Origin of the sequence: Caulobacter sp. CCG-8, from assembly GCF_037402475.1 — a bacterium.
GTDB lineage: Bacteria > Pseudomonadota > Alphaproteobacteria > Caulobacterales > Caulobacteraceae > Caulobacter.
This window is the reverse complement of record NZ_JBBEUD010000003.1, coordinates 67,232-89,296: the sequence shown is the minus strand read 5'-3', so window position 1 is coordinate 89,296 and position 22,065 is coordinate 67,232. Positions and strand designations below refer to the sequence as shown.

20 protein-coding genes are annotated in these 22,065 nt (G+C 70.4%); 8 read left to right on the top strand and 12 right to left on the bottom strand.

The window, feature by feature from the left end:
• Positions 1–113: 113 nt before the first annotated feature.
• The 4 genes from WAE60_RS03400 to WAE60_RS03385 all read right to left on the bottom strand — a co-directional run bounded on the left by WAE60_RS03400 (position 114) and on the right by WAE60_RS03385 (position 6,798).
• Positions 114–1,502, bottom strand: coding sequence for an HlyD family type I secretion periplasmic adaptor subunit (locus tag WAE60_RS03400; protein ID WP_051695780.1), 1,389 nt, complete (start codon positions 1,500–1,502; stop codon positions 114–116).
• Positions 1,499–3,268: a type I secretion system permease/ATPase gene (locus WAE60_RS03395; protein WP_337684972.1), complete on the bottom strand. Its 1,770-nt coding sequence runs from the start codon at positions 3,266–3,268 to the stop codon at positions 1,499–1,501. The genes WAE60_RS03400 and WAE60_RS03395 overlap by 4 nt, the downstream gene beginning before the upstream one ends.
• Positions 3,269–3,408: 140 nt before the next feature.
• On the bottom strand, positions 3,409–4,344 hold the full coding sequence (locus WAE60_RS03390) for a Gfo/Idh/MocA family oxidoreductase (protein WP_337684971.1): 936 nt from the start codon (positions 4,342–4,344) through the stop codon (positions 3,409–3,411).
• A gap of 156 nt (positions 4,345–4,500) precedes the next feature.
• Complete coding sequence (locus WAE60_RS03385) at positions 4,501–6,798, bottom strand: glycoside hydrolase family 3 N-terminal domain-containing protein (RefSeq protein ID WP_337684970.1); 2,298 nt, start codon at positions 6,796–6,798, stop codon at positions 4,501–4,503.
• Positions 6,799–6,904: 106 nt separating this feature from the next.
• On the opposite strand from WAE60_RS03385, the gene WAE60_RS03380 reads away from it, so the two are divergent.
• Positions 6,905–7,138 (top strand): hypothetical protein, encoded by a 234-nt coding sequence (locus WAE60_RS03380; RefSeq protein ID WP_029913960.1) that lies wholly within the window; start codon positions 6,905–6,907, stop codon positions 7,136–7,138.
• Between the two features lie 147 nt (positions 7,139–7,285).
• Here WAE60_RS03380 and WAE60_RS03375 read toward each other — a convergent pair whose 3' ends face one another.
• From WAE60_RS03375 to WAE60_RS03360, 4 genes are all read right to left on the bottom strand, one after another.
• Positions 7,286–8,179 (bottom strand): oxygenase MpaB family protein, encoded by an 894-nt coding sequence (locus WAE60_RS03375; RefSeq protein WP_337684968.1) that lies wholly within the window; start codon positions 8,177–8,179, stop codon positions 7,286–7,288.
• A gap of 177 nt (positions 8,180–8,356) precedes the next feature.
• Positions 8,357–9,952, bottom strand: a complete 1,596-nt coding sequence (locus WAE60_RS03370; RefSeq protein ID WP_029913964.1) for a fatty acid--CoA ligase — start codon at positions 9,950–9,952, stop codon at positions 8,357–8,359.
• 137 nt (positions 9,953–10,089) lie between these two features.
• Positions 10,090–10,533 carry a hypothetical protein gene (locus WAE60_RS03365; protein ID WP_337684967.1) on the bottom strand — a complete coding sequence of 148 codons (444 nt, stop codon included), beginning with the start codon at positions 10,531–10,533 and terminating at the stop codon, positions 10,090–10,092.
• 212 nt (positions 10,534–10,745) lie between these two features.
• Positions 10,746–11,045 (bottom strand): hypothetical protein, encoded by a 300-nt coding sequence (locus WAE60_RS03360; RefSeq protein ID WP_029913968.1) that lies wholly within the window; start codon positions 11,043–11,045, stop codon positions 10,746–10,748.
• Between the two features lie 254 nt (positions 11,046–11,299).
• Here WAE60_RS03360 and WAE60_RS03355 point away from each other — a divergent pair, with 254 nt between their 5' ends.
• The 5 genes from WAE60_RS03355 (at position 11,300) to rutA (ending at position 16,421) form a co-directional block, all read left to right on the top strand.
• On the top strand, positions 11,300–12,952 hold the full coding sequence (locus tag WAE60_RS03355) for an HWE histidine kinase domain-containing protein (protein ID WP_081916866.1): 1,653 nt from the start codon (positions 11,300–11,302) through the stop codon (positions 12,950–12,952).
• Positions 12,953–13,268: 316 nt separating this feature from the next.
• Positions 13,269–13,964 carry a pyrimidine utilization protein B gene (gene rutB, locus WAE60_RS03350; protein WP_029913972.1) on the top strand — a complete coding sequence of 232 codons (696 nt, stop codon included), beginning with the start codon at positions 13,269–13,271 and terminating at the stop codon, positions 13,962–13,964.
• Between the two features lie 151 nt (positions 13,965–14,115).
• Complete coding sequence (gene rutC / locus WAE60_RS03345) at positions 14,116–14,505, top strand: pyrimidine utilization protein C (protein WP_029913974.1); 390 nt, start codon at positions 14,116–14,118, stop codon at positions 14,503–14,505.
• Between the two features lie 28 nt (positions 14,506–14,533).
• Positions 14,534–15,352 (top strand): pyrimidine utilization protein D, encoded by an 819-nt coding sequence (gene rutD / locus WAE60_RS03340; RefSeq protein WP_337684965.1) that lies wholly within the window; start codon positions 14,534–14,536, stop codon positions 15,350–15,352.
• Positions 15,353–15,356: 4 nt separating this feature from the next.
• Positions 15,357–16,421, top strand: a complete 1,065-nt coding sequence (rutA, locus tag WAE60_RS03335) for a pyrimidine utilization protein A (RefSeq protein WP_337684964.1) — start codon at positions 15,357–15,359, stop codon at positions 16,419–16,421.
• Between the two features lie 165 nt (positions 16,422–16,586).
• Here rutA and WAE60_RS03330 read toward each other — a convergent pair whose 3' ends face one another.
• The 4 genes from WAE60_RS03330 to WAE60_RS03315 all read right to left on the bottom strand — a co-directional run bounded on the left by WAE60_RS03330 (position 16,587) and on the right by WAE60_RS03315 (position 20,655).
• The gene (locus tag WAE60_RS03330) at positions 16,587–17,093 is read right to left on the bottom strand and encodes an FKBP-type peptidyl-prolyl cis-trans isomerase (protein ID WP_029913979.1); all 507 of its coding nucleotides are present in this window, start codon (positions 17,091–17,093) and stop codon (positions 16,587–16,589) included.
• A 440-nt stretch (positions 17,094–17,533) separates the two neighbouring features.
• Positions 17,534–19,468, bottom strand: coding sequence for a M61 family metallopeptidase (locus WAE60_RS03325; protein WP_029913981.1), 1,935 nt, complete (start codon positions 19,466–19,468; stop codon positions 17,534–17,536).
• Between the two features lie 233 nt (positions 19,469–19,701).
• Positions 19,702–20,199, bottom strand: a complete 498-nt coding sequence (locus tag WAE60_RS03320; RefSeq protein ID WP_337684963.1) for a hypothetical protein — start codon at positions 20,197–20,199, stop codon at positions 19,702–19,704.
• Positions 20,200–20,286: 87 nt separating this feature from the next.
• On the bottom strand, positions 20,287–20,655 hold the full coding sequence (locus tag WAE60_RS03315) for a response regulator (RefSeq protein ID WP_337684962.1): 369 nt from the start codon (positions 20,653–20,655) through the stop codon (positions 20,287–20,289).
• A gap of 229 nt (positions 20,656–20,884) precedes the next feature.
• Between WAE60_RS03315 and WAE60_RS03310 the strand changes: the two genes are divergently transcribed.
• Both WAE60_RS03310 and WAE60_RS03305 read left to right on the top strand, forming a co-directional pair.
• Positions 20,885–21,514, top strand: a complete 630-nt coding sequence (locus WAE60_RS03310; protein ID WP_337684961.1) for a PepSY-associated TM helix domain-containing protein — start codon at positions 20,885–20,887, stop codon at positions 21,512–21,514.
• 11 nt (positions 21,515–21,525) lie between these two features.
• Positions 21,526–22,050 carry a DUF2271 domain-containing protein gene (locus tag WAE60_RS03305; RefSeq protein ID WP_029913988.1) on the top strand — a complete coding sequence of 175 codons (525 nt, stop codon included), beginning with the start codon at positions 21,526–21,528 and terminating at the stop codon, positions 22,048–22,050.
• The last annotated feature ends 15 nt before the right edge of the window (positions 22,051–22,065 follow it).

The window sequence follows — 22,065 nt, the reverse complement described above, 5'->3', positions numbered from 1 at the left end:
CCGCAAGCCACGCAGCCGAACGGCTCGAGACTCTTCGGCCACGGTGAAACCACTCACCCTCCCACCGCTTCGCGGCGGGCCCCTCCCTCTCTCAAAGAGAGAGGGGTTCCCTTCTAGTGCTCCCGGCCCATCCGCCAGAAGGTCTGGAACATCGGCTCGACCAGATAGGCCAGGGCCGAGCGCTTGCGCAGCGGGATCAGCACCTCGACCGGCAGGCCGGCCTGCAGGCCCGACTGGGCGCCGCGGATCTTGCGGATCTTCTCCAGCTCTTCGGGCGGGGCGGCGACCTCGGCGCGGAAGTACTGCACCCCGGTCTTCTCGTCGGTGAAGCTGTCGGCCGACAGCTCGGTCAGGGTGCCGTTCAGCAGCGGCAGGTCGCGCTCGTGCAGCGAGGTGAAGCGAATCTGGGTCTTCTGGCCCGGCTTGAGGTCGTCGGCGTCGTTGGGCGAGACCTTGGCCTGGATCACCAGGCGGCGGTCCTGGGGCACGATCTCCATCAGGGTCTGGCCGGGCGCCACCACCCCGCCGACGGTGAAGACGTTCAGCCCCACCACCTTGCCGCCCGACGGCGCGCGGACCGTGGCCCGCGACAGCTGCTCGCGCGCGGCCAGCAGCTTGGGCTGCAGGTCGTCCAGGCGCACCTGTACGTCGCGCAGCTGGCCCGAGACCTCCTCCATCATCTGGCGCTCCAGCGACAGGGTCTGCAGGCGGGTCTCGCCGATCTGCTCGGCCGAGCGGGCGATCTGGGCGCGGTAGGCGCCGTCCTCGCCGGTCAGGGAGGCGGCGCTGCGCTGCAGGGCCAGGACCCGGGTCTTGGGCGCATAGCCCTTGGCGGCCAGTTCCTGGACCCCGTCCAGCTCCTCCTCGATCAGCTTCTGCTGCTCGCGGTTGGCGTCCAGCTGGCGCTCGGCCCCGCTGGACTGCTGGCTCAGCTGCAGGATGCGCTGGTTCAGCACGCCGCGCTGGGTCTGCAGCGAGCTGCGGCGGGCCTGGAACTGCTGGCGCTGCAGGCGCAGGGCCTCGTCGGCCAGCGGCTGGTCCTCGGGTGTCAGCTTGGCGAACTCCGGCGGCGCGGCGAAGCCGGCCTGGCGGTCGCGCTCGGCGATCAGGCGGGCGCGCTGGGCCAGCAGGGTCAGGACCTCGCCGGTCATGCCGCGCTCGCTGGCCCGCAGCTCGGACGCCGACAGCTCGACCAGGATCTGGCCCTTGACCACGCTCTGGCCCTCGACGACCCGGATACCGGTGACCACCCCGCCCTCGCGGTTCTGGACCGACTGGCGGTTGCCGGCCACGGCGATCACGCCGTGCGCATAGGCGCCGGCGTCCAGCGGGGCCAAGGCCGCCCAGCCCAGGAAGCCGACGAAGAACAGGCCCGCCACCCCCGCGCCGATGCGGATCATCCGGGTGGGATCGTCCGACAGGCGCGGCGGCACCTTGGCGGGGGTCTCCTCCGCGGCCGGTTCCGGGGTCTGTTCGGGGCCGTCGAGATTGAGGGCGATCATGGCTTGGCGGCCTGCAGGGCGGTGGAAGCGGATTTGGCGGCGCCGGCCTTGGCGGCCTCGGCCATCTTGGCGACGACGTCGGCGCGCGGGCCCAGCAGCTCCATCTGGCCGTCGCGCAGCACCAGCAGGCGGTCGGCGATGTTGAGGATGCCCGTGCGGTGGGCGACGATCAGGATCGTCGCGCCCCGCGCCTTGGCGGCCAGGATGGCGTTGTTCAGCGCCAGCTCGCCGTCGGCGTCGAGGGCCGAGTTGGGCTCGTCCAGGATCAGCAGGGGCGGGTCGCCGTACAGGGCCCGAGCCAGGGCCACGCGCTGGGCCTGGCCGGCCGACAGCCCGCGGCCGCCCGCCCCCAGGTGGGTGTCGTAGCCCTTGGGCAGGCGCAGGATCAGCTCATGCACCCCGGCCGCCTGGGCCGCGGCCACCACGTTGGCGTCGACGATGGCGGGGTCACCCTCCCCTTTTCCTTGGGCGGCCCAGATGGCGAAGCGCGAGATGTTGTCCTTGATCGAGCCGGCGAGCAGGGCCGAGTCCTGCGGCACGTAGCCGATATAGCGGCCCAGCTTGTCGCCGTCCCAGTCGGCCAGGTTGGCGCCGTCCAGGCGCACCGTGCCGGCGTCGGGGGTGATCGCGCCGGCGGCCACCCGCGCCAGGGTCGTCTTGCCCGCGCCGCTGGGACCGATCACGCCCAGGATCTCGCCGGGCGTCAGCTTCAGGGCGACGCCGCGCAGCAGCACCGGGCCCTCGCCGGGCGCGCGCACGGCCACCTGCTCCAGCGACAGCGCCCCGGTCGGGGCCGGCAGCTGGGTGCCCGACACCTCCAGCCCCTGGGTGGGCGGGAACAGCTTGATCAGGTTGTTCAGCGCGCCGCGCGCCTGGCCGACCAGGCCCCACGACCCGACCAGCTGCTCGATCGGCTGCAGGGCGCGGCTCATCAGCACCGAGGCGGCGATGATCGCGCCGGCCGAGATCTGCTTGTCCACCGCCAGCCAGGCCCCCAGGCCCAGGGCGGCCGACTGCAGGAACATGCGGGTGAACTTGGTGGCCGCCGAATAGCCGCCGCCGGTGAACTGGGCCTTGGCCGACAGGTCCAGGCCGGTGCGGCGGTCGGCCAGCTGGCGCTCGCGCAGGGCGCCGCGCATGCCCAGGGCGCGCACCACCTCGCCGTTGGCGGCGGCGGCCTCCTGCGAGGCGTAGGCCTGGGCCTGGGCCATGAAGGCCTCGCGCGCCCGGGTGCGGGTGGCCCGCTCGTTCAGCACCGCCAGCACCACCAGCAGGGCGCCGCCGGCCACGGTCATGGCGCCCAGCGCCGGGTGGATCATGAAGGCGACCAGCACGTAGATCGGCGTCCACGGGATATCCATGATCGCGGTGGCCACCGGACCGGACATGGCCTGGCGCACTAGGTCGAACTCGCGCATGCCCTGGGCCGACGAGCCGGGCGCCATGGCGCTCATCAGCTTCTGCAGGATGCCCCCGGCCAGCAGCCGGTCCAGCCGCAGGCCGGCCAGGGTCAGCAGGCGCGCGCGCACCGACTCCAGAGCCGTCTGGGTGGCCAGGGCGAAGGCCACCACCAGGGTCAGGTACAGCAGGGTCAGCCGGCCCTCGGTGGGCACGACCCGGTCGTAGACCTGCATCATGTAGATGGTCGGCGCCAGCAACAGGATGTTGATGAGCGCGCTGAAGACGGCGGCGGCCACGAGATGCGGGCGGCAGGCCCGGAGCGCGGCGACGAGCGGCGGCGGCAGCGGTGCGTCCAGGACCTTCACGCGTCTCTCCCCGGACGCGTCCCCTCCCCGTCAGCCACAGTCGCCGTACGCAGGTCTCACGCCCCTGGGTGGTACCTAACGTCGCGGCTCGCCTTTATGCAAGAACGTCGTGACGCGAAACTGTGGAGCTCCTCGGCCCGCTACTCCACGAAGGCGGGCGCGGCGACCCGCCGGCCCAGCAGGAAGGCGTCGGCCACATGGCGCAGCGGCGTGACATCGACGTCGGACGCGCCGGCCGCGATCAGTTCGGCGAACCGGGCGTACAGGCCCGGATACTCGGCCTCGGGCGCCTCGTGGACCAGGGCGCCGTCGATCCACAACCTGGCCCCGCCGTGCGACAGGCGTAAGAGCCCGGCGTCGGTGTCGATCTCGATGTCCCAGCTCTGCGGACCGGTCTGCAGGAAGTCGAACTCGGCGCGGACGGGCGTGCCGACGGTGTCGACGAAGTCCAGCTCGGCCTGGATCGGCGACTGGCGGTTCTCGGGCACGTGCAGGACGGCGGCGGTCAGGAAGAACGGGCGCGGCAGGACGGCGGTGGCGATCGACAGGGCGTTGATCCCGGGGTCGAACACGCCCAGGCCGCCCGGCTCCCAGATCCAGTCCTGGCCCGGATGCCAGACGCGGACGTCCTCGCGCCAGTTGATGCGGGCGGCGGTGATCGTCTTGCCGGCCAGCCAGTCGCGGGCGGGCTGCACGGCCGGGGCGTAGCGCGAATGCCAGGTGGCCTGCAGGGTGACGCCGTGGGCCTCGGCCACCTGGCGCAGGTCCTCGACCTCGCTCAGCGTCGCGCCGGGCGGCTTCTCCAGCATCACGTGCTTGCCGGCCTCCAGCGCCTGGCGGGCGAGGCCGTGGCGCACCTGGGGCGGGGTGCACAGGGCGACCGCGTCGAAGGCGACGCCGCTGGCTTGGAGCTCGTCGAACGTATGGAAGCTGGGCAGGCCCGGCTGCTCGGCGTGGCGGCTGACGATGGCGACCAGCTCGAAATCCGGGTTCCCGGCCATGGCCGGCAGATGCTGGTCGCGGGCGATCTTGCCCAGGCCGATCAGGGCCACGCGGATGGGGGTGGCGGTGGGCATGGGCAAGCGTTTCCGACTCTGGCAGTTTTATTTGTAGGATAAATGATCGGTCGAGCTTGGGATGTCAACGACCGGGGACATGCCCTTGCGGCGTGTCCCCACCAGCATCCACCGAGCCAGGTCCTGGGGACACGCCGCGAGGGCATGTCCCCGGCCTCACGCCCCCAGCAGCTCGAAGCTCGCCGCCAGCCCGTCCACCGCGCTGTTGGCCACCCACAGGTCGAACATCCCCGGCTCGGCGATCCAGCGGTCGTTGTCGCCGACGAACATCAGCGAGCCGCGCTCCAGGCTGAAGCGCACCTCGCGCTTCTCGCCGGGCTTGAGGGCCACCCGCAGGAAGCGCTTGAGCTCGCGGATGGGCCGGGTGCGGCTGGCCACGCGGTCGCGGACATAGAGCTGGACCACGTGCTCGCCGGCGACTTTGCCGGTGTTGGTCACCGTGGCCGTGACGAACAGCTTGTCGTTCCAGGCCAGACGGGTGGTCGACAGCTTGACGTCGCTGAGCGCGAAGCTGGTGTACGACAGCCCGTGGCCGAACGGGTACAGCGCCTCGTTGCGCGTCGTGCGCCAGCGGGCCTTGTATTCCTGGCTGTCGTCGGCCTGGGGCGCGGGGCGGCCGGTGGTGCGGTGGTTGTAGGCGAACGGCTCCTGGCCGCTCTCGTGCGGGAAGCTGACCGGCAGGCGGGCCGACGGATTGACCCTGCCGAACAGCACGTCGGCCACGGCGTGGCCGGTCTCGGTGCCCAGGAACCAGGTGGCCAGCGCGGCCGGCGCGGCCTTGACCGCCCCCTCCAGCACCAGGGCCCGGCCGTGGCGCAGCAGCACCACCGTCGGCTTGCCCACCGCCCCGACCAGCTCGGCCAGCTGCTGCTGCACGCGCGGCAGGCCGATCTCGGTGCGCGACTGGGCCTCGCCCGACATGTTCTGGCTCTCGCCCACCGCCAGCAGCACCACGTCGGCGGCCTTGGCGGCGGCGACGGCCTTGTCGAAGCCGCCGGGGATGGTGTTCTCGACGTCGCAGCCCTGGGCGACGATCAGCTGCGACGGGTCGGCCATCGCCTCGCGGATCCCGGTGGCCAGGTCGACGCCCAGGTTGGGATCGCCGAAGAAGGCCCAGGGCCCCAGGATATTGGCGCGGTCCTCGGCGAACGGGCCGATCAGGGCCAGCTTCTTGCCCTTGGCCGGCAGGGGCAGCAGGGCGTTGTCGTTCCGCAGCAGCACGATCGACCGCGCGCCGGCTTCGCGCGACAGCGCCCGCATGGCCGGGGTGGCGGTGTTCTCGGCCTGGGCCTTGGCGTCGATCGAGCGGAACGGCCGGTCGAACAGGCCCAGCGTCTCCTTCAGGTTCAGCACCCGGCGCACGGCGTTGTCGACCGTGGCCATCGGCACCCGGCCCTGGGCGACCAGCTCGGGCAGGTAGCGGCTGTAGAGCCCGCTCTGCATGCTGATGTCGACGCCCGCCAGGATGGCCAGCCGCGCGGCGTCCTTGTCGTCGGCGGCGTAGCCGTGGGCCACCAGTTCCTGGTCGGCGGTGTAGTCGGAGATGACCACGCCCTTGAAGTTCCACTCGCCGCGCAGGATGTCGGTCAGCAGATGCTTGTTGGCCGTCGAGGGCACGCCGTTGATGTCGTTGAAGGCCGACATCACCGCCAGGCAGCCGGCGTCGAAGGCGGCCTTGAACGGCGGCAGGTGCACCTCGCGCAGGGTCTCCTCGGAAAGATCGACGGTGTTGTAGTCCAGCCCCGCGGCCACCGCGCCGTAGGCGGCGAAGTGCTTGGCGGTCGAGAGCAGGCTGTCGGGCGCTGTCAGGTCACGGCCCTGGAAGCCGCGCACCCGGGCCTGGGCCATCACCTCGCCCAGGAACACGTCCTCGCCCGAGCCTTCCGCGCCCCGGCCCCAGCGCTGGTCGCGGGCCACGTCGACCATGGGGGCGAAGGTCCAGTGGTTGGCGTAGGACGAGGCCTCGATCGCCGCCGCCCGCGCCGTGCGCTCGGCCAGGCCGGGGTCGAAGCTGGCCGACTCGCCCAGGGGGATCGGATAGACGGTCTTGAAGCCATGGATCACGTCGGCGGCGAACAGCACCGGGATGCGCAGGCGCGAATGCTCGACGGCCGCCGTCTGGGCCAGCAGCGCCCCCTCGACCCCGACGCCGTTCATCAGCGTCCCGATCCGCCCGGCGCGCAGGTCGGCCAGGATCTGCTGGGTGTTGCGCTGGTTGACCAGCGGATTGATGTCGCCGACGGGCGGCCGGATCATGTCGGAATAGCACGACAGCTGGCCGGCCTTCTCCTCCAGGGTCATCTGGGCGATCAGGGCCTCGACCCGGGGCGAGGCGGCGCGGGCCGCGCCCGCCCCGGCCAGGGCGAATCCCGCCAGTCCCGTCGCGCCGGCCAGGACCGCTCTCCGATCCACGCCCTGCCGCCCAGGACCCACTCGCCCGCCGCCCATCGCCATGAAGACTCCCCAACTGAACTATCCGCAAACTCGCCAGAAACGCCGCACGGTGCAATGGTGCGTTACCTGAGGAGCGAACCAACGCCTTCAACCTCGGAGAAGCTGCATGACCACCCGCTGGCGCATCGATGTCCGTCTCGGCGACGCTCCGCCGGAAGCCCCTCTGCGCAGCGTCGTGGTCGAGGCCCCGACCGAGGTCGAGGCCCTGCGCATCGTCCTGGCCCAGGCCGAGCAGGACAAGGCCGACGCCGAGGAACTGCTGCAGGACGGGCAGGAGGAGGTGTTCTCGCGGACCGAGGTGCGCGAGGGGCATGTGGAGCATCAGGGGAATACGGATTGAGGTTAGCGTGGGATCACACCCACTTGCCCCCACCTGACGGCTACGCCGTCTGTCCGCCCCCGTAGGGGGCGGAGCCTCGCGCCCTAGGCTCTTCCCCCTACGGGGGAAGACGACCGCGAAGCGGTCCGTAGGGGGCAGGTGTTCGCCTCACCGCCGATACAGATAGTCGCTCCGCAGCCCCATCCGCTGGCAAGCCTCCACCGCCGGCGTGCCCTTCACGGGTATCCGATCCGCCGCGGCGCCGGCCAACCGCACCAGCCGGCCCTCGACCGGCCCCAGGTCCCACTCGGGCCCCAGCCCGACCACCGCCCGCACCTCCGCCGGCGTGATCGCCACGGCCGCCCGGATCAGCGCCCCCTGCAGGCCGCCCAGCGGTCCCGGCAGGATCGCCGTCTTGCGCATCAGGTCCAGGAACTCGAAGACGATCTCGTGCCGCTCCAGCTTGGGCAGCATCGCCGCCAGCTGGGCCTCCCATTCCGCCACCGAGGCCGGCGCCCCGACCGCGCCGTAGAGGGCCGCCGCCGGGGCGGCCTCGGCGTAGAAGCGGTCGCGGTCGGCCGCGCTCAGCGGGCGGGCATAGGCGTGATAGGCCTCCATGAAGCCGAAGCTGGCCGTGGCCTGCACCCAATCCAGCAACTCGACGTCGTTGGCGCGGTAGGCCGCCCCGGCCGGGGTGTCGCCCGTCACCCTGTCGTGCATGCGCCGCACGCCGGCGATCATCTTCTCGGCCGTCGAGCGCGCGCCGTAGACCGTGACCATCGCCGCCAGGCCGGTGCGCTTGAGGCGCGGCAGCGGATCGCGGCGGAAGCTGGAATGCTCCCACACCCCGGTGCGCACCCGCGGCTCGGCCAGCTCCAGGATCACCGCCGTCACCCCGCCGACGAACAGCGAGACCGGGTTCTTGAACACCCGCCACGACACCGAGTCCGGCGGGGCCAGGGCGGGCTCGCCGGCAGGGCTGCGGAAATCGACGCGCGGCGCGCCTTCGGGCTGATACAGCCCCTGGACCAGCCCCGCCGTGCGACTTCCGCCATCCGCCACCTGCTCGCCTCCTTAGGGATGAAAACCAAATACCGTTGTCATCCCGGAAGCCCCGTAGGGGCTGTCCGGGACCCAGGTGACCGGGCCAGCGCGGTGCGGCCGCCCCTGGGTCCCGGACAAGCGCTGCGCGCTTTCCGGGATGACAACCGTTGGGGTGGCGGACGGGTTTCCGGCCATTCAGTTCACCTGTCGTGTCTTGCCCGCCCAGTACGGGTCGCGCAGCTCGCGCCGCAGGATCTTGCCCGAGGCGTTGCGCGGCAGGGCGTCGATGAAGTCGATGGTCTTGGGCGCCTTGAAGCCGGCGATGCGGGTCTTGGCGAAGGCGATGATGTCGGCCGGGTCTTCCGGCGCGCCGGGCTTGAGGGCGACCACCGCCTTGACCGCCTCGCCCCAGGTGTCGTCGGGCACGCCGATCACCGCCACCTCGGCCACGTGCGGATGGCCGTAGACCGCGCTCTCGACCTCGGCCGGATAGATGTTCTCGCCGCCGGAGATGATCATGTCCTTCACGCGGTCGTGGATGAACAGGTAGCCGTCCTCGTCGATGTAGCCCGCGTCGCCGGTGCGCAACCAGCTATCGGAATCGATAGTGTCGGCCGTGGCCTCGGGCATCTTCCAGTAGCCGGCCATGTTGGCGGGCGAGCGCACCGCCACCTCGCCCACCTCGTTCGGCCCCAGGGTGCGGCCGTCGTCGCCGATGATCTTCAGCTCGGCGCCGGGCATGGGCAGGCCGGCCGAGCGCATGCGGGCGTTGCCGGCCGGGTCGTGGTCCTGCGGCGGCAGATAGACGATCGTGCCGGTCGTCTCGGTCATGCCGTACTGCTGGACGAAGCCGCAGCCGAACACCTCGAGGCACTCGCGCAGCAGGTCCAGCGGGATGGGGGCGGCGCCGTACAGGATGTGGGTCAGGCGGCTGTAGTCGACCTGGCGGGCGCGCGGCAGGCGCACCACGATCTGCAGGGCGGCCGGCACCATGAACATCTTGGAGACCCGGTCCTTCTCGATGAAGTCCAGCACCTTGGTCGGGTCGAACTCGCGGGCGACCACGCCCTTGGCGCCGTTGACCAGCCCCACCACGCCCCAGCCGGTGCCGCCGATGTGGGCCACGGGCATGGCCACCAGGCTGACGTCCTCGGGACCCCAGCGGTTCCAGTCCATGTCGGCCTCGGCGGCCAGCCGGCGGGTGGCCAGGATGTTGGAATGGGTCAGCATCGCGCCCTTGGGCCGGCCGGTGGTGCCCGAGGTGTAGAGCTGGACGGCGACGTCGGCCGGGGTCACCGGCGCGGGAACGGAGGCCGCCGGGCAGGCGTCACGCCAGGCTTCGAAGGTGGGATGGCCGTACTCGTTGGCTTCCATGGCGACGACCACCGGCTGGTCCAGCATCAGCACGGCCACGTCGCGGACGTGGGCCAGGAGCTCGGGGCCGACGAACACCATGCGCGCCTCGGCGTCGCCCAGGATGTAGGCGATCTCGCGCGGGGCCAGGCGCCAGCCGATCGGGGCCAGCACCACCCCGGCCTTGGCCGCCCCGAACAAGAGCTCGAAATAGTGGTCGCTGTTCTTGCCGACATAGGCGATGCGGTCGCCCTTGTTCAGCCCCTCGGCCAGCAGGGCGGCGGCCACGCGGTCGGTGTGGCGGTCGAAGTCGGCGAAGGTGGTCGAGCGCCCCTCGAACTGCAGGGCGGTCGCCTCGGGGCGCACCTCGCGGTGATAGCGGGCGACGTCGCCCAGGGTCGTCATGCGGTCGAAATCGACGGCGGCGGATCCGGGCATGGTCGACAGGTCTCCTCGCGCGGTCCGAGGCGGTCTGACGCCGCCTTCGGGTTCCAGGATCGCCAGGATGGCGGACATTTCCGGCGCTCGGCTAGGAAAAAACGCGCCTTCCCTAGCGTCGGACGTGCAGGCTGGCCTCAAGCCTTGGCGCCCAGGCGGCGCGCGTTGGCGGTGGCGGCGGCGTGCACGGGGGTCAGCATCGCCGACTGCCAGGCCATGCCCAGCGACATCATCTGCCCCCAGAAGGCCAAGGCGTCCAACGAGCTGTTGAGGGCGGGCGCCAAGCCCCAGGTCGGGGCCCTCCAGGCCTGGGTGAGGTAGCGATTGGACTCCGCCGCCATGGCCAGCCAGGCCGGTCCGGCGGCGTGGGCGCCGCGCGCGAAGGCCAGGGGCTTTTCCGAGACCATGCGGGTCAACTCGGCGTAGTTCCCGCGCGCCGGGTCGTTGACCGCCTGGACGATCATCGGCGTGCGGGCGTTGACCACCCGCAGCGAGGCCAGGGCCAGCTCGGCGCCGGCCGTGGCCAGGGCGAAGGCGTCGGCGGGGGCGGCCTTGCGGCGGGGTTTTCGGGTTCTGGGCATGGAGGGGGAACGCGCCGCCCTCACCTATCGCTCCACCGTCCTCCAAACATCCGTCATCCCGGGCCTCGTGCCCGGGACCCCTGGTTCAGCTCGCACGTGAAGAGCAAGCGGTTCGCCAGCGAACCGCCCCTCCCGCACTTGCGGCGGATAGAGGGGCCCCGGGCACAAGGCCCGGGATGACGAGCGGTTTAGAAGGCGCTTTCGAGCGCCGACTAGTGCGCCGCGTCCTTGGCGTCGTGGCCGGCGTCCTTGGCCTGGTCGCCGGCCTTTTCGGCCTGGTCGCCCGCGGCGGCGGCGGTGTCGCCGGCGGCCTTGGCGGTGGCCGTGTCGCCGGTCTGGGCGGCGGTGGTGCTGGCGTTGGCGGCCTGGGCGGCGGCGTCGGCGGCCTGCTGGCTGGAGGCCGCGGCGGCGTTGGCGTCGGCGGCGGCGTCGGCGGCCTTTTCAGCCTTGGGCTGGCAGGCGGCGGCGCCGAGGGCGAGGGCGGCGACGGCCGCGATGGTCACGATACGCATGCTGTGAAGTCTCCCATGAACCCCGACATCTTTGCCGTGGGCGGAGAAAAGAACCCCAAGCCCGACCGAAGGTTGCCCATGGCGACGACGGCCGCCGGGTTCGCCTTAACCGCTTGACCCGACGCGGCGGTCGCCTTCACTTGAGCGCGTCCCCCAAGGATGAGCCCCCGCCCTTGCAAGACCCGGTCGCCCCCGACCCCGCAACGACCCCGCCTCCGCCCGCCGCCGGCACCGTGCGCCGGCGCCTGCTGCTGATGGCCCTCAGCCTGGTCGTGCCCGCCACCCTGTTCATGGCCCTGCTGGCCCGGGCCGAGTTCGGCGAGAGCCGGGCGCGCTACGAGCGGCAGCTGATCGCCACCACCCGCGCCCTGGTGCTGGCCACCGACCGCCAGATCGGCCAGGGCCAGAGCATCCTGCAGACCCTGGCGGTCTCGCCCGACCTGATCGCCGGCGACATCCCCGCCTTCGAGCGCCAGGCCCGGGCCGCCGTGCAGGGCGGCGAGGGCTGGGTCGTGCTGCTGGACAATCAGCGCCAGCTGGTCAACACCCGCCTGCCGCCCGGGCAGGCTCCGCCGCCGTACGCCCTGCCCGACTACCGCTGGCAGACCATCCGCGCCGGCCGCACGACGGTGTCGAACCTGGTGCGGCCCGCCAAGCCCGGACAGTTCCAGCCCTTCGTGTCGATCGACATGCCGGTGATCGTGAACGGCCGGCTCTACGACCTGGCCTACCAGCAGCGGCCCGCGGCGTTCTCGTCGATCTTCGCGAGCCAGAACATCCCGCCCAGCTGGACGGCCAGCATCGTCGACGGCAACGCCATGCTGGTGTCGCGCTCGCGGGACGCCGACCGCTTCCTGGGCCGCACGGCCAGCGAGGACATGCGCAAGGCGATGGCGCGGGGCCCCGAGGGGGTGACGCTGAGCCACACCCTGGACGGCACCGCCACCCTGTCGGCCTTCAGCCGGTCGTCGACCAGCGGCTGGTCGTTCATCGTCGGCGTGCCGCGCCGCGAGCTGAGCCGGGCCAACTGGTCGTCGGTGGGCTGGCTGACCGCCGCCAGCGTGCTGCTGCTGGTCATCGGCGTGGCCGTGGCCGTGGTGGTGGCGCGCGACATCGCCGCCGCCGTGCGCGGCCTGGGCGCCGACGCCAAGGCCATGGCGGCGGGCGAGCCGATCCCCGTGGTCCCGGACCGCTATCGCGAGATCGCCGAGGTGCGCGCGGCCCTGCACGACGCCGCCGACCAGCTGCGGGCCCGCGAGGACGAGGAACAGCGCGCCCACCAGCGCCAGCAGCTGATGATCAACGAGCTGAACCACCGGGTGAAGAACACCCTGTTCACCGTGCAGTCCCTGGCCCGCCAGAGCCTGGGCCGGCCCGCCGACACGCCCGGCCTGCACGCCTTCAACGAGCGCATCATGGCCCTGGCCCGGGCCCACGACCTGCTGACCCAGAGCGTCTGGGAGGGCGCCGACCTCAAGGAGATCCTGGAGGAGACCCTCGAGCCGTATCTGGACCGCACCGTCCTGGCCGGCCCGGCGGTGGCCCTGACGCCCAACGCGGCCCTGGCCCTGTCGATGGTGTTCCACGAGCTGGGCACCAACGCGGTCAAGTACGGCGCCCTGTCGGTTCCCGAGGGCTCGGTGACGGTGGTCTGGCACGTCGATCCCGGCGCCCTGCACCGCCTGACCCTGCACTGGGAGGAGCGCGGCGGCCCGCGCGTGTCGCCGCCCGCCCGCCAGGGCTTCGGCTCGCGCCTGATCGCCGCCAGCCTGAAGTCCGACCTGGCCGGCGAGGCCCGCCTCGACTACCGCCCCAGCGGCCTGGTCTGCGTCCTGACCCTGTCCCTGCCCAGCACCGGCAAGGAAGAGGCCGACCTCCCGGCGGGCGCTCCGGCGGTCGGGAACTAGGACGGCCACCTTAGTTGTCATCCCGGGCGGAGGACCGCCTAGCGGGCCGTAGACCCGGGACCCAGGTGAACCGCACCGCCTTCGCCCAGTCCCCTGGGTCCCGGACAGCCTCTACGAGGCTTCCGGGATGACAACGATTGGGGCTTTGCGCCTTACGAGCCGGATGCGGGTTCAGCTCCCAAATTAGTAAGTCGTTTCTGAATTAGCACAGGATCCGGGCAAAACGCGCCCGGGCGCCGTTCGGCGATCATTGGTCGATTGCGCGCCGCTCCGCGATGGTCTTACCTGCGTCGCTCACCCTCGTGGAATAGAGCGCATGACCACACCCGACACCCTGATGCTGCCGGCCCGGCCCGAGCCGATCGCCCTGCCGGTCGACAAGACCGCGGTGATCGTCATCGACATGCAGAACGCCTACGCCTCGCCCGGCGGCTATCTGGACCTGGCCGGCTTCGACATCAGCGGCGCGGCGGCGGTGATCGACAAGATCAAGGGCGTGCTGGACGTGGCCCGGGGCGCGGGCATGCCGGTGATCTATTTCCAGAACGGCTGGGACAGCGACTATGTCGAGGCCGGCGGCCCCGGCTCGCCCAACTGGCACAAGTCCAACGCCCTGAAGACTATGCGCGCCCGGCCCGAGCTGCAGGGCAAGCTGCTGGCCAAGGGCGGCTGGGACTACGAGCTGGTCGACGACCTCAAGCCCGTCCCCGGCGACATCGTGCTGCACAAGACCCGCTACAGCGGCTTCTTCAACAGCCAGCTGGACAGCGTGCTGCGCTCGCGCGGCGTGCGCCACCTGGTGTTCGTGGGCATCGCCACCAACGTCTGCGTGGAGTCGACCCTGCGCGACGGCTTCTTCCTGGAATATTTCGGCACCGTGCTCGAGGACGCCACCCACCAGGCGGGACCCGAATTCGTGCAGCAGGCCGCCCTCTACAACATCGAGAAGTTCTTCGGCTGGGTCTCGACCACGGCTGACTTCAAGGGCGCGGTGGGGCAGCGGGAGGCTTAGGAACGCAACGCAAAACCGTTGTCATCCCGGAAGCCCCGCAGGGGCTGTCCGGGACCCAGGGGACTGGGCTGATGCGGTGCGGTTCACCTGGGTCCCGGACAAGCGCTGCGCGCTTTCCGGGATGACAACTGAAATTGGAAGGGAAGATAAAATGCCCAAGACCGTCATCATCCCGCCCGGCACGGGCACGCCCATCGCCCCGTTCTCGCCCGGGACCCTGGCCGACGGCGTGGTCTACGTCTCGGGCACCCTGGCGTTCGACAAGGACAACAACGTCGCCAATCCCGACGACGCCGAGGCCCAGACCCGCCAGGTGCTGGAGACCATCAAGTCGGTCATCGAGACCGCCGGCGGAACCATGGACGACGTGACCATGAACCACATCTTCCTGACCGACTGGTCCAACTACCAGACCATCAACAAGGTCTATGCCGAGTACTTCCCCGGCGACAAGCCGGCCCGCTACTGCATCCAGTGCGGCCTGGTGAAGCCCGGCTTCGTGGTCGAGATCGCCTCGGTCGCCCACATCGGCAAGAAGTGATGACGCCTCCTCCCCGCGGAGTTTTTGCATGACCTCGGGCATCGTCGACGGCCTCCACTACGAACTGCATGGCGGTCCGATAGCCGGCCGGGACGTCGTGCTCCTGTCGTCGGGCCTCGGCGGTTCGGGCGCGTTCTGGGCGCCGCAGATGCAAGCCCTGACCGCGCGCTGGCCGGTGGTGCTGTACGACCACCGCGGCACGGGCCGCAGCGTGCGCGAGCTGCCCGCCGGTCCTTACAGCGTCAGCGCCATGGGCGACGACATCGTCAAGGTGATGGACGCCCTGGGGCTGGAGCGCGCCCACGTGGTGGGCCACGCGGCGGGCGGCAACGCCGGCCTGGCCCTGGCGCTGGACCATCCGGGCCGCATCGATCGCCTGGTGGTGATCAACGGCTGGTCGCGGCCCGACCCGCACATCAAGCGCTGCTTCGACACCCGCCTGGCCCTGCTGAACAACACCGGCATCGCCGCCTATGTCCACGCCCAGCCGCTGTTCCTCTATCCGGCCGACTGGCTCAGCGCCAACAACGCCCGCCTCGAGGCCGAGGAGGTGCACCACATCCACGGCTTCCCGGACCCGGACGTCATGCGCGCCCGCATCCAGGCCCTGCTGGACTTCGACATCGACGCGGACCTGGAACGCATCACGTGCCCCGTGCTGGTCAGCGCCAGCGCCGACGACATGCTGGTGCCGCTGGCCTGCTCGCGCCGCCTGGCCGAGCGGCTGCCGGCCGCCGTGCTCGACATCGCGCCCTGGGGCGGCCACGGCTTCACGGTCACCGCGCCCGAGGCCTTCAATTCACGCCTGCTGAGCTTCCTCGGCGGCGACCTTCAAGAGGGGGGATAAACCCATGGAAATCGGCGTCTTCATTCCGATCGGCAACAACGGCTGGCTGATCTCCGAGGCGGCCCCGCAGTACATGCCGTCGTTCGCGCTGAACAAGGAGATCGTGCAGAAGGCCGAGAAGTACGGCTTCGACTTCGCGCTCTCGATGATCAAGCTGCGCGGCTTCGGCGGCAAGACCCAGTTCTGGGAGCACAACCTCGAGAGCTTCACCCTGATGGCGGGCCTGGCGGCCGTGACCGAGAAGATCAAGATCTTCGCCACCGCCGCCACCCTGACCATCCCGCCGGCCATCGTGGCGCGCATGGCCTCGACCATCGACTCGATCGCCCCGGGGCGCTTCGGCATCAACCTGGTCACCGGCTGGCAGAAGGCCGAATACGACCAGATGGGCCTGTGGCCGGGCGAGCAGCACTACACCGACCGCTACAACTACCTGGCCGAATACGCGACCGTGCTGCGCGAGCTGCTGGACACCGGCGTCAGCAACTTCAAGGGCAAGTATTTCGAGATGACCGACTGCCGGGTCAGCCCTCATCCCGAGGACACCAAGCTGATCTGCGCCGGCTCGTCCAACGAGGGCCTGGCCTTCACGGCCCAGTACGCCGACTACAGCTTCGCCCTGGGCAAGGGCACCAACACCCCTACCGCCTTCGGCGGGGTCAACGATCGCCTCAAGGCCGCCGCCGACAAGACCGGCCGCGACGTGGCCTCGTACATCCTGTTCATGATCATCACCGACGAGACCGACGAGGCGGCCATGGCCAAGTGGCAGGCCTACCGCGCCGGCGCCGACCAGGAGGCCCTGGCCTGGCTGACCAACCAGGCCGCCCCGAACGCCGCGGCGGGCGCGACCACCAACACCGCCCAGTTGGCCGCGCCGGAGTCGGCGGTGAACCTGAACATGGGCACGCTGGTGGGCAGCTATGAGAGCGTGGCGCGGATGCTGGACGAGGTCGCGGCCGTCGAGGGCACGGCCGGGGTGCTGCTGGTGTTCGACGACTTCGTGGCCGGGGTGGAGAACTTCGGGACGAAGATCCAGCCGCTGATGACGTCGCGGAAGGGAGTCTGAGGCGCACCCACTTGCCCCCACCTGGCGGCTTCGCCGGCACCCACTTGCCCCCACCTGGCGGCTTCGCCGCCTGTCCGCCCCCATAGGGGGCGGATCTTCCCCCTACGGGGGAGGAGCGCCGAAGGCGCGGAGGGGGCAAGTGTTCGCCGCCTCCGCGCCTTCAATCTAGTCCACCGCCAGCATGTCGATCAGCTTCAGGCGGAACACCAGCACGCTGTTGGCCGGGATCGGGCCCGTGGCGCGGTCGCCATAGGCCAGGTCGGCGGGGATCCACAGGGTCCATTCGTCGCCGACATGCATCAGCGGCAGGGCCTCCAGCCAGCCCGGGATCAGGCCCTCGGCCGGCATGATCGCCGCCTGGCCGCGCTGGAACGAGCTGTCGAACACCGTGCCGTCCAGCAGCTTGCCCTCGTAGTGCACCTTGACGATGTCGCCCGGCTTCGGGGACTTGCCGGTCTTGGGGCCCGAGGTCGTGACCTTGTACTGCAGGCCCGAGGCCGTGGTGACCACGCCCGGCGCCTTGGCGTTCTGGGCCAGGAAGGCCTGGCCCTCGGCCAGGGCCTTGGTGGTGTCGACGGCGGCCGACAGCTGCGGCGGGGCCGAAGCCTCCTGCGCCAGGGCGGGGCTCGACAGCAGGCAAAGGCCCAGGACCAGGGCGGCGGTGCGGTTCATCTAGGACAGTCCATCTGAAGCGGAAGCTTGGGCTCTCTTTCACGGAACCCGTGGCGGCATCAAGGCCGCTCGACGCCGCAATGGACGCGTTGTGCATCGACTGAGATGGGGCGCGCCCTCTAACCCCCTCTCTCTTTGAGAGAGGGAGGGGCCCGCCGCGAAGCGGTGGGAGGGTGAGTGGTTTCGCCGCCAACCGGCAAACCCAGAGCCGTGCAGCCGTGTCCTTTGACGCCAGGTGAGTGCACGAAGGCCGCCGACGCGGACAGGACATCGCCCCGAAAACCCATCGAACGACCGTGTTTCATCCGGAGAGAGTGTAACCACTCACCCTCCCATGGCTTCGCCATGGGCCCCTCCCTCTCTCAAAGAGAGAGGGTGTTTCAAGAAAAAGGCCGCCGGCGTTTCCGCCGGCGGCCTCATCGTCGTGACGAACCGAAACCCTACTTCTTCGGCGCGTAGATGTCGTCCAGGCGCGGCGGCGTGCCTTCGATGCGTTCCAGGCGCGGGTACTTCAAGCCGCCGTGGTAGTCGACCTTGACCGTCCGGTAGCGCTCGCCGTCCTTGATCAGCAGCTCGACCAGCGGGGCGTCGGTCTTGGCCGTGGCCTTGACCGCGTCCTTGATCAGGTCGTCGCTGTAGGCCGTGCCGTTGACCGCCACGATGGTCTCGCCGGCCGTCAGGCCCGCCTTGAAGGCCGGGGTGTCCCAGTTGACCGCCGACAGCACGCCGCCGGCCCCGACCGTGATCCCCAGCGAGTAGCTGAGGTTGACGATCTTGCCCTTGGTCTCGGCCGCCTTGAAGAACTCGGTCGGGGTGTCGGTATAGACCAGCTTGTAGCCGCCGCGGGTCAGGCCATCCAGCGGGGCGTGCTCGGACAGGCCCTCGATGCGGGTCTTCAGGAAGGTCGCCCAGTCGTACGGCACGACGCCGTTCAGGGTCTGGACCACGGTGTCGAAGTCGTAGGTCAGCACCACGTACGAGCCGTTCTCGACGCCGAAGAAGGCCTTGGCGAAGTCGTCCAGCGACTTCTTGCCGCCGGTCTTCTCGCGGATCAGGGTGTCGGCGTCGAGCCAGACCAGCTGGCCTTCCGAATAGTAGTCCTCGCTGCGCTGCCAGCTGGTCCACGAGGCCGGCTTGCGGTTGGCGATGATCGGGTCGTTGGTGGTGTCCAGCACGTTGCGCCAGTTGCGGCCGGCGCGGGTGTCGTAGAGCGCGGCGGTCATGGCCAGCGACTCCAGGCCCTGCTGCTTGGTCTGCAGGCCCGAGCGGGCGGCCAGGACGTTGCCCCAGTACTGGGTCTGGCCCTCGTAGACCCACATCAGGCTGTCGCGCATCGGCTCGTTCAGCGTCGGGGTGTAGAGGTCGGCGCCGCGGCGGAACTTGCCGTTCCACGAGTGGGTGTATTCGTGGGCCAGCAGGTCGCGGCCGACGAAGGTCTTGTCCCAGTCGGTGAAGTACTTGGGCACCACGCCGTTCTCGCTGGAGCGGTGATGCTCCAGGCCGATGCCGCCCATCTTGTCGGTCAGGGCCAGCAGGAAGTCGTAGTGGTCGTAGTGGTGCGAGCCGTACAGCTTGTAGGCCTGCTGCACCAGGTTGCGGTGGATCTGCAGGGCTTCCGGCTTGATCTCCAGCAGCTCGGGCTTGTCGGCCACGATGTTCAGGCGCACCGGCACGGCCGCGCCGGGGTCCAGGTCGACCTGCTTGTAGTAGCGGCCGGCGAACATCGGCGAGTCGACCAGGGTCTCGAAGGTGGTGGTCTTGAAGGTGGTCGACTGGCCGTTGGACGAGGCCTTCTCCAGCGCCGTGCCGAAGCCCCAGCCTTCCGGCAGCTTCACGGTCGGCTCGATCTGGATGCGGCGGGTGTAGTAGCCGGCCGGGTAGAAGCCCAGCTGCAGCCACTGCACGTTCAGCATGTCGTCGGTCACCAGGATGCGGCCCACGTCCGACTTCACCGGGGTGAGGAACTGGAAGCTGACCTGGATCTCGGTCGCGCCGTCCGGCACGTCGAAGTGGAAGGCGTGGACGGCGACCGGGTCGCGGGTCCACGGCAGGGTCTTGCCGTTCGCGGTGATCACCAGGCCGGCCATCTTGTCCAGGTCGTTGCGGGGCGAGTGGCCGCCCGGCACCCACTGCGGGTACAGGATGGTCATCGGGCCGGCCTTGGCGACGGGGATCGTTTCGCGGACCTGGAAGATCCGGCGGTCCAGGTCGGTGGCGTCGACGGTCAGCTTCAGCACGCCCGGATAGGCCACGTCCTGGGCCGCGGCGATCGGCGGGGTCGGCGGCCCCTGGACCGGCACGCGCTCCTGGGCCGAGGCGGCGCCGAAGGTCAGCGAAAGGGCGAGGGCGGAGGCGGTAAAGAACAGCGTTTTCAAGAAACGACCCCAATGCGACGCGCAGGCATGCTCCCGCGACGAAAGGCGGCATACTTCTCCTCTAAAGCCGTGCTTGTCGAGGTCATGTGTCGCGGAGATGCGGCGGTTGGTCGAGTTTTTGGGGTGAGCTTGCCGGATGGGCAGGCGGTGTCCTTGGATGATCCGCGTTACCCCAAGACGGCGGGCAGGCGCTCGCCCCTTGGCGAGACGGGAGCCGAGCCTGGCCGGCCTGCCTAGCCGGCGTCGTAGAGGCACCAGGAGTAGGGCGGCGCGGCGGTGATCTTCGGATCGCCACGCCCCACGTGCGGAAGCACCTTGACCACGGTGTCCCTGGATTGCCCCGGCGGATAGACGATGAAGTCGACCGCGTTGCCGGTCCCCACCGCGACGCTGGTCCCGTCTTCGAACTGCACCGTGAAGACGGTGTAGCCCATGCCGCTTTCCCCGGCCTCGTACAGGGCGTCGGCGAAGGGCGCGGGGAGCCGCGACGGGCTGTCCGCGACGCTCGCCACGGTTTCGATATCCAGGGCCGTCTTGCCCCGATCCTCGTCCGGCCAAACACCCCAATACCGGAACCAGCGCTGGGCTTCGGCGAAGTACACGCAGTCCAGGACGGTCCCGTCGCGCAAGGTCGCCACGCAGGGCCGATAGAGGCCGCCGTCGGTCGCCTTGATCGTTGAAAGCTGCTTGGCCAGAGCCGTCGGCAGGGGCGGGAATCTGCGATTTCGCACGCGGTCTCCATGGGCGGGAGTGTCGTGTCCGCACGATAGTCACCAGGGCGGACGTCCGCTACGGATCGGTGACGGTTTCGCGGCCCCCTAGGCCGCGCGGTCCCAGCGCGCTTCCAGGTCCCGCACCGCCCCCAGCAGGCGCGCCGGCGAGATCGGCTTTTCCAGCCGCGCGTCGCCGCGTTCGTCGTCCTTCAGCAGGTGCTCGTCGCGGGCCGAGGCCAGGAGGACGGCCGTGCGGGCGCCCCGGCGGCGGCGGGTGGCCCTGATCAGCTCGCCGCCGTTCATGCGGGGCATCGAGAAGTCGGTGATCAACAGGTCGGGATCGAAGGCGTCCATCGCCTCCAGGGCCTGCTCGCCGTCGCGGCAGACCAGCACGTCGAAACCCGCCTCGCTGAGCGTGATCTCGTGGATGGTGGCCAGGAGGATGTCGTCCTCGGCCACTAGGATCTTGCGCACCGCTCGCCCCCGACGTGCTTAACAACTGATTAAGAAGATTTAGCCGCCCCCACGGCGCCCGTCTCCGCGCGCTATCGTCGCATGCGGCGCCTCGCGGAATCCTTAACCCGATCGGAAAGCCGCCCCGGGTGATCGCGGTTGCGCGTGAAGGCTTGCTTTTGCAAGTCGTTCTCAAGTATGGGCATGAAGCTCAACCAAGGCCCCGCGCCGCCTCCCGCCCCTGGATTTCGTGAAGACCGCACCCGCCCAGCAAAGCCGCTCGTTCTGGCTCAAGCAGCTGCACCAGTGGCACTGGATCAGCGCCGCGATCAGCCTGATCGGCATGCTGCTGTTCGCGGTCACCGGCTTCACCCTGAACCACGCCGGCCAGATCGAGGCCAAGCCCAAGGTTGTCGACCGCAAGGCGACCCTGCCCGCCGACCTGCTGGCCGAGATCGCCAAGGGCCCAGCCGAGGGCAAGCGCCCGCTGCCGATCCGGGTCGAGACCTGGCTGGACAAGGCCGTCGAGGCCGACATCGCCCGCCGCGAGGGCGAGTGGTCGGATGAAGAGGTCTATGTCGCCCTGGCCCGTCCCGGCGGCGACGCCTGGATCAGCATCGACCGCGCCACGGGCGCCGTCGAGCACGAGAAGACCACGCGCGGCGCGATCAGCCTGCTCAACGACCTGCACAAGGGCCGCAACGCCGGCAAGGCCTGGGGCTGGTTCATCGACGTCTTCGCCGGGGCCTGCGTGGTGTTCGCGGTCACCGGCCTGATCCTCCTGCAGTTCCACGCCCGGGCCCGCCCCCTGACCTGGCCCCTGGTGGCCGGCGGGCTGGTGATCCCGCTGCTGCTCGTCATCCTTTTCGTCCACCTGTGAGGCGTCCCGCCATGAAGCGATCCCTGTCCCTGCTGACCTTCTCGGCCCTCGGCGCCGCCGGCGTCGCGACGCCGGCCCTGGCCGCCGACCTCAACGTCACCGTCGAGGTGCCGCGCCTGACGGTGGCCGAGTACCACAAGCCCTATGTCTCGATCTGGATCGAGAACCCGGCCGACGCCACCGCCGCCGGCACCCTGGCCGTCTGGTACGACGCCGACTCCAAGGAGGACAAAGGCGTCAAGTGGCTGAAGGACATGCGCCAGTGGTGGCGCAAGGCCGGCCGCACCATGAGCTTCCCCGCCGACGGGATCAGCGGCGCCACCCGCGCGCCCGGCCCGCAGAAGCTGGTGTTCAGCGGCGCCAAGGGTCCGCTGAAGGACCTCAAGCCCGGCCAGTACAACCTGGTGGTCGAGGCCGCCCGCGAGGTGGGCGGCCAGGAAGCCGTCCGCGTCCCGTTCACCTGGGGCAAGCCGGGCGCGCCGGCCACCGCCAAGGGCGCGACCGAGCTCGGCGCCGTCACCGTCGCCGTCAAATAAGCCAACAGAGAGAAA

Bases quoted from the DNA above. Each gene is read 5' to 3' on its own strand.
- rutD (WP_337684965.1), top strand. From the start codon at position 14,534: ATGACCTCGGGCATCGTCGACGGCCTCCACTACGAACTGCATGGCGGT.
- WAE60_RS03330 (WP_029913979.1), bottom strand. From the start codon at position 17,093: ATGAACCGCACCGCCGCCCTGGTCCTGGGCCTTTGCCTGCTGTCGAGC.
- WAE60_RS03400 (WP_051695780.1), bottom strand. From the start codon at position 1,502: ATGATCGCCCTCAATCTCGACGGCCCCGAACAGACCCCGGAACCGGCC.
- WAE60_RS03365 (WP_337684967.1), bottom strand. From the start codon at position 10,533: ATGCCCAGAACCCGAAAACCCCGCCGCAAGGCCGCCCCCGCCGACGCC.
- WAE60_RS03305 (WP_029913988.1), top strand. From the start codon at position 21,526: ATGAAGCGATCCCTGTCCCTGCTGACCTTCTCGGCCCTCGGCGCCGCC.
- WAE60_RS03355 (WP_081916866.1), top strand. From the start codon at position 11,300: ATGGCCCTCAGCCTGGTCGTGCCCGCCACCCTGTTCATGGCCCTGCTG.
- WAE60_RS03390 (WP_337684971.1), bottom strand. From the start codon at position 4,344: ATGCCCACCGCCACCCCCATCCGCGTGGCCCTGATCGGCCTGGGCAAG.
- rutB (WP_029913972.1), top strand. From the start codon at position 13,269: ATGACCACACCCGACACCCTGATGCTGCCGGCCCGGCCCGAGCCGATC.
- WAE60_RS03385 (WP_337684970.1), bottom strand. From the start codon at position 6,798: ATGGCGATGGGCGGCGGGCGAGTGGGTCCTGGGCGGCAGGGCGTGGAT.
- WAE60_RS03360 (WP_029913968.1), bottom strand. From the start codon at position 11,045: ATGCGTATCGTGACCATCGCGGCCGTCGCCGCCCTCGCCCTCGGCGCC.
- rutC (WP_029913974.1), top strand. From the start codon at position 14,116: ATGCCCAAGACCGTCATCATCCCGCCCGGCACGGGCACGCCCATCGCC.
- WAE60_RS03380 (WP_029913960.1), top strand. From the start codon at position 6,905: ATGACCACCCGCTGGCGCATCGATGTCCGTCTCGGCGACGCTCCGCCG.
- WAE60_RS03370 (WP_029913964.1), bottom strand. From the start codon at position 9,952: ATGCCCGGATCCGCCGCCGTCGATTTCGACCGCATGACGACCCTGGGC.
- rutA (WP_337684964.1), top strand. From the start codon at position 15,357: ATGGAAATCGGCGTCTTCATTCCGATCGGCAACAACGGCTGGCTGATC.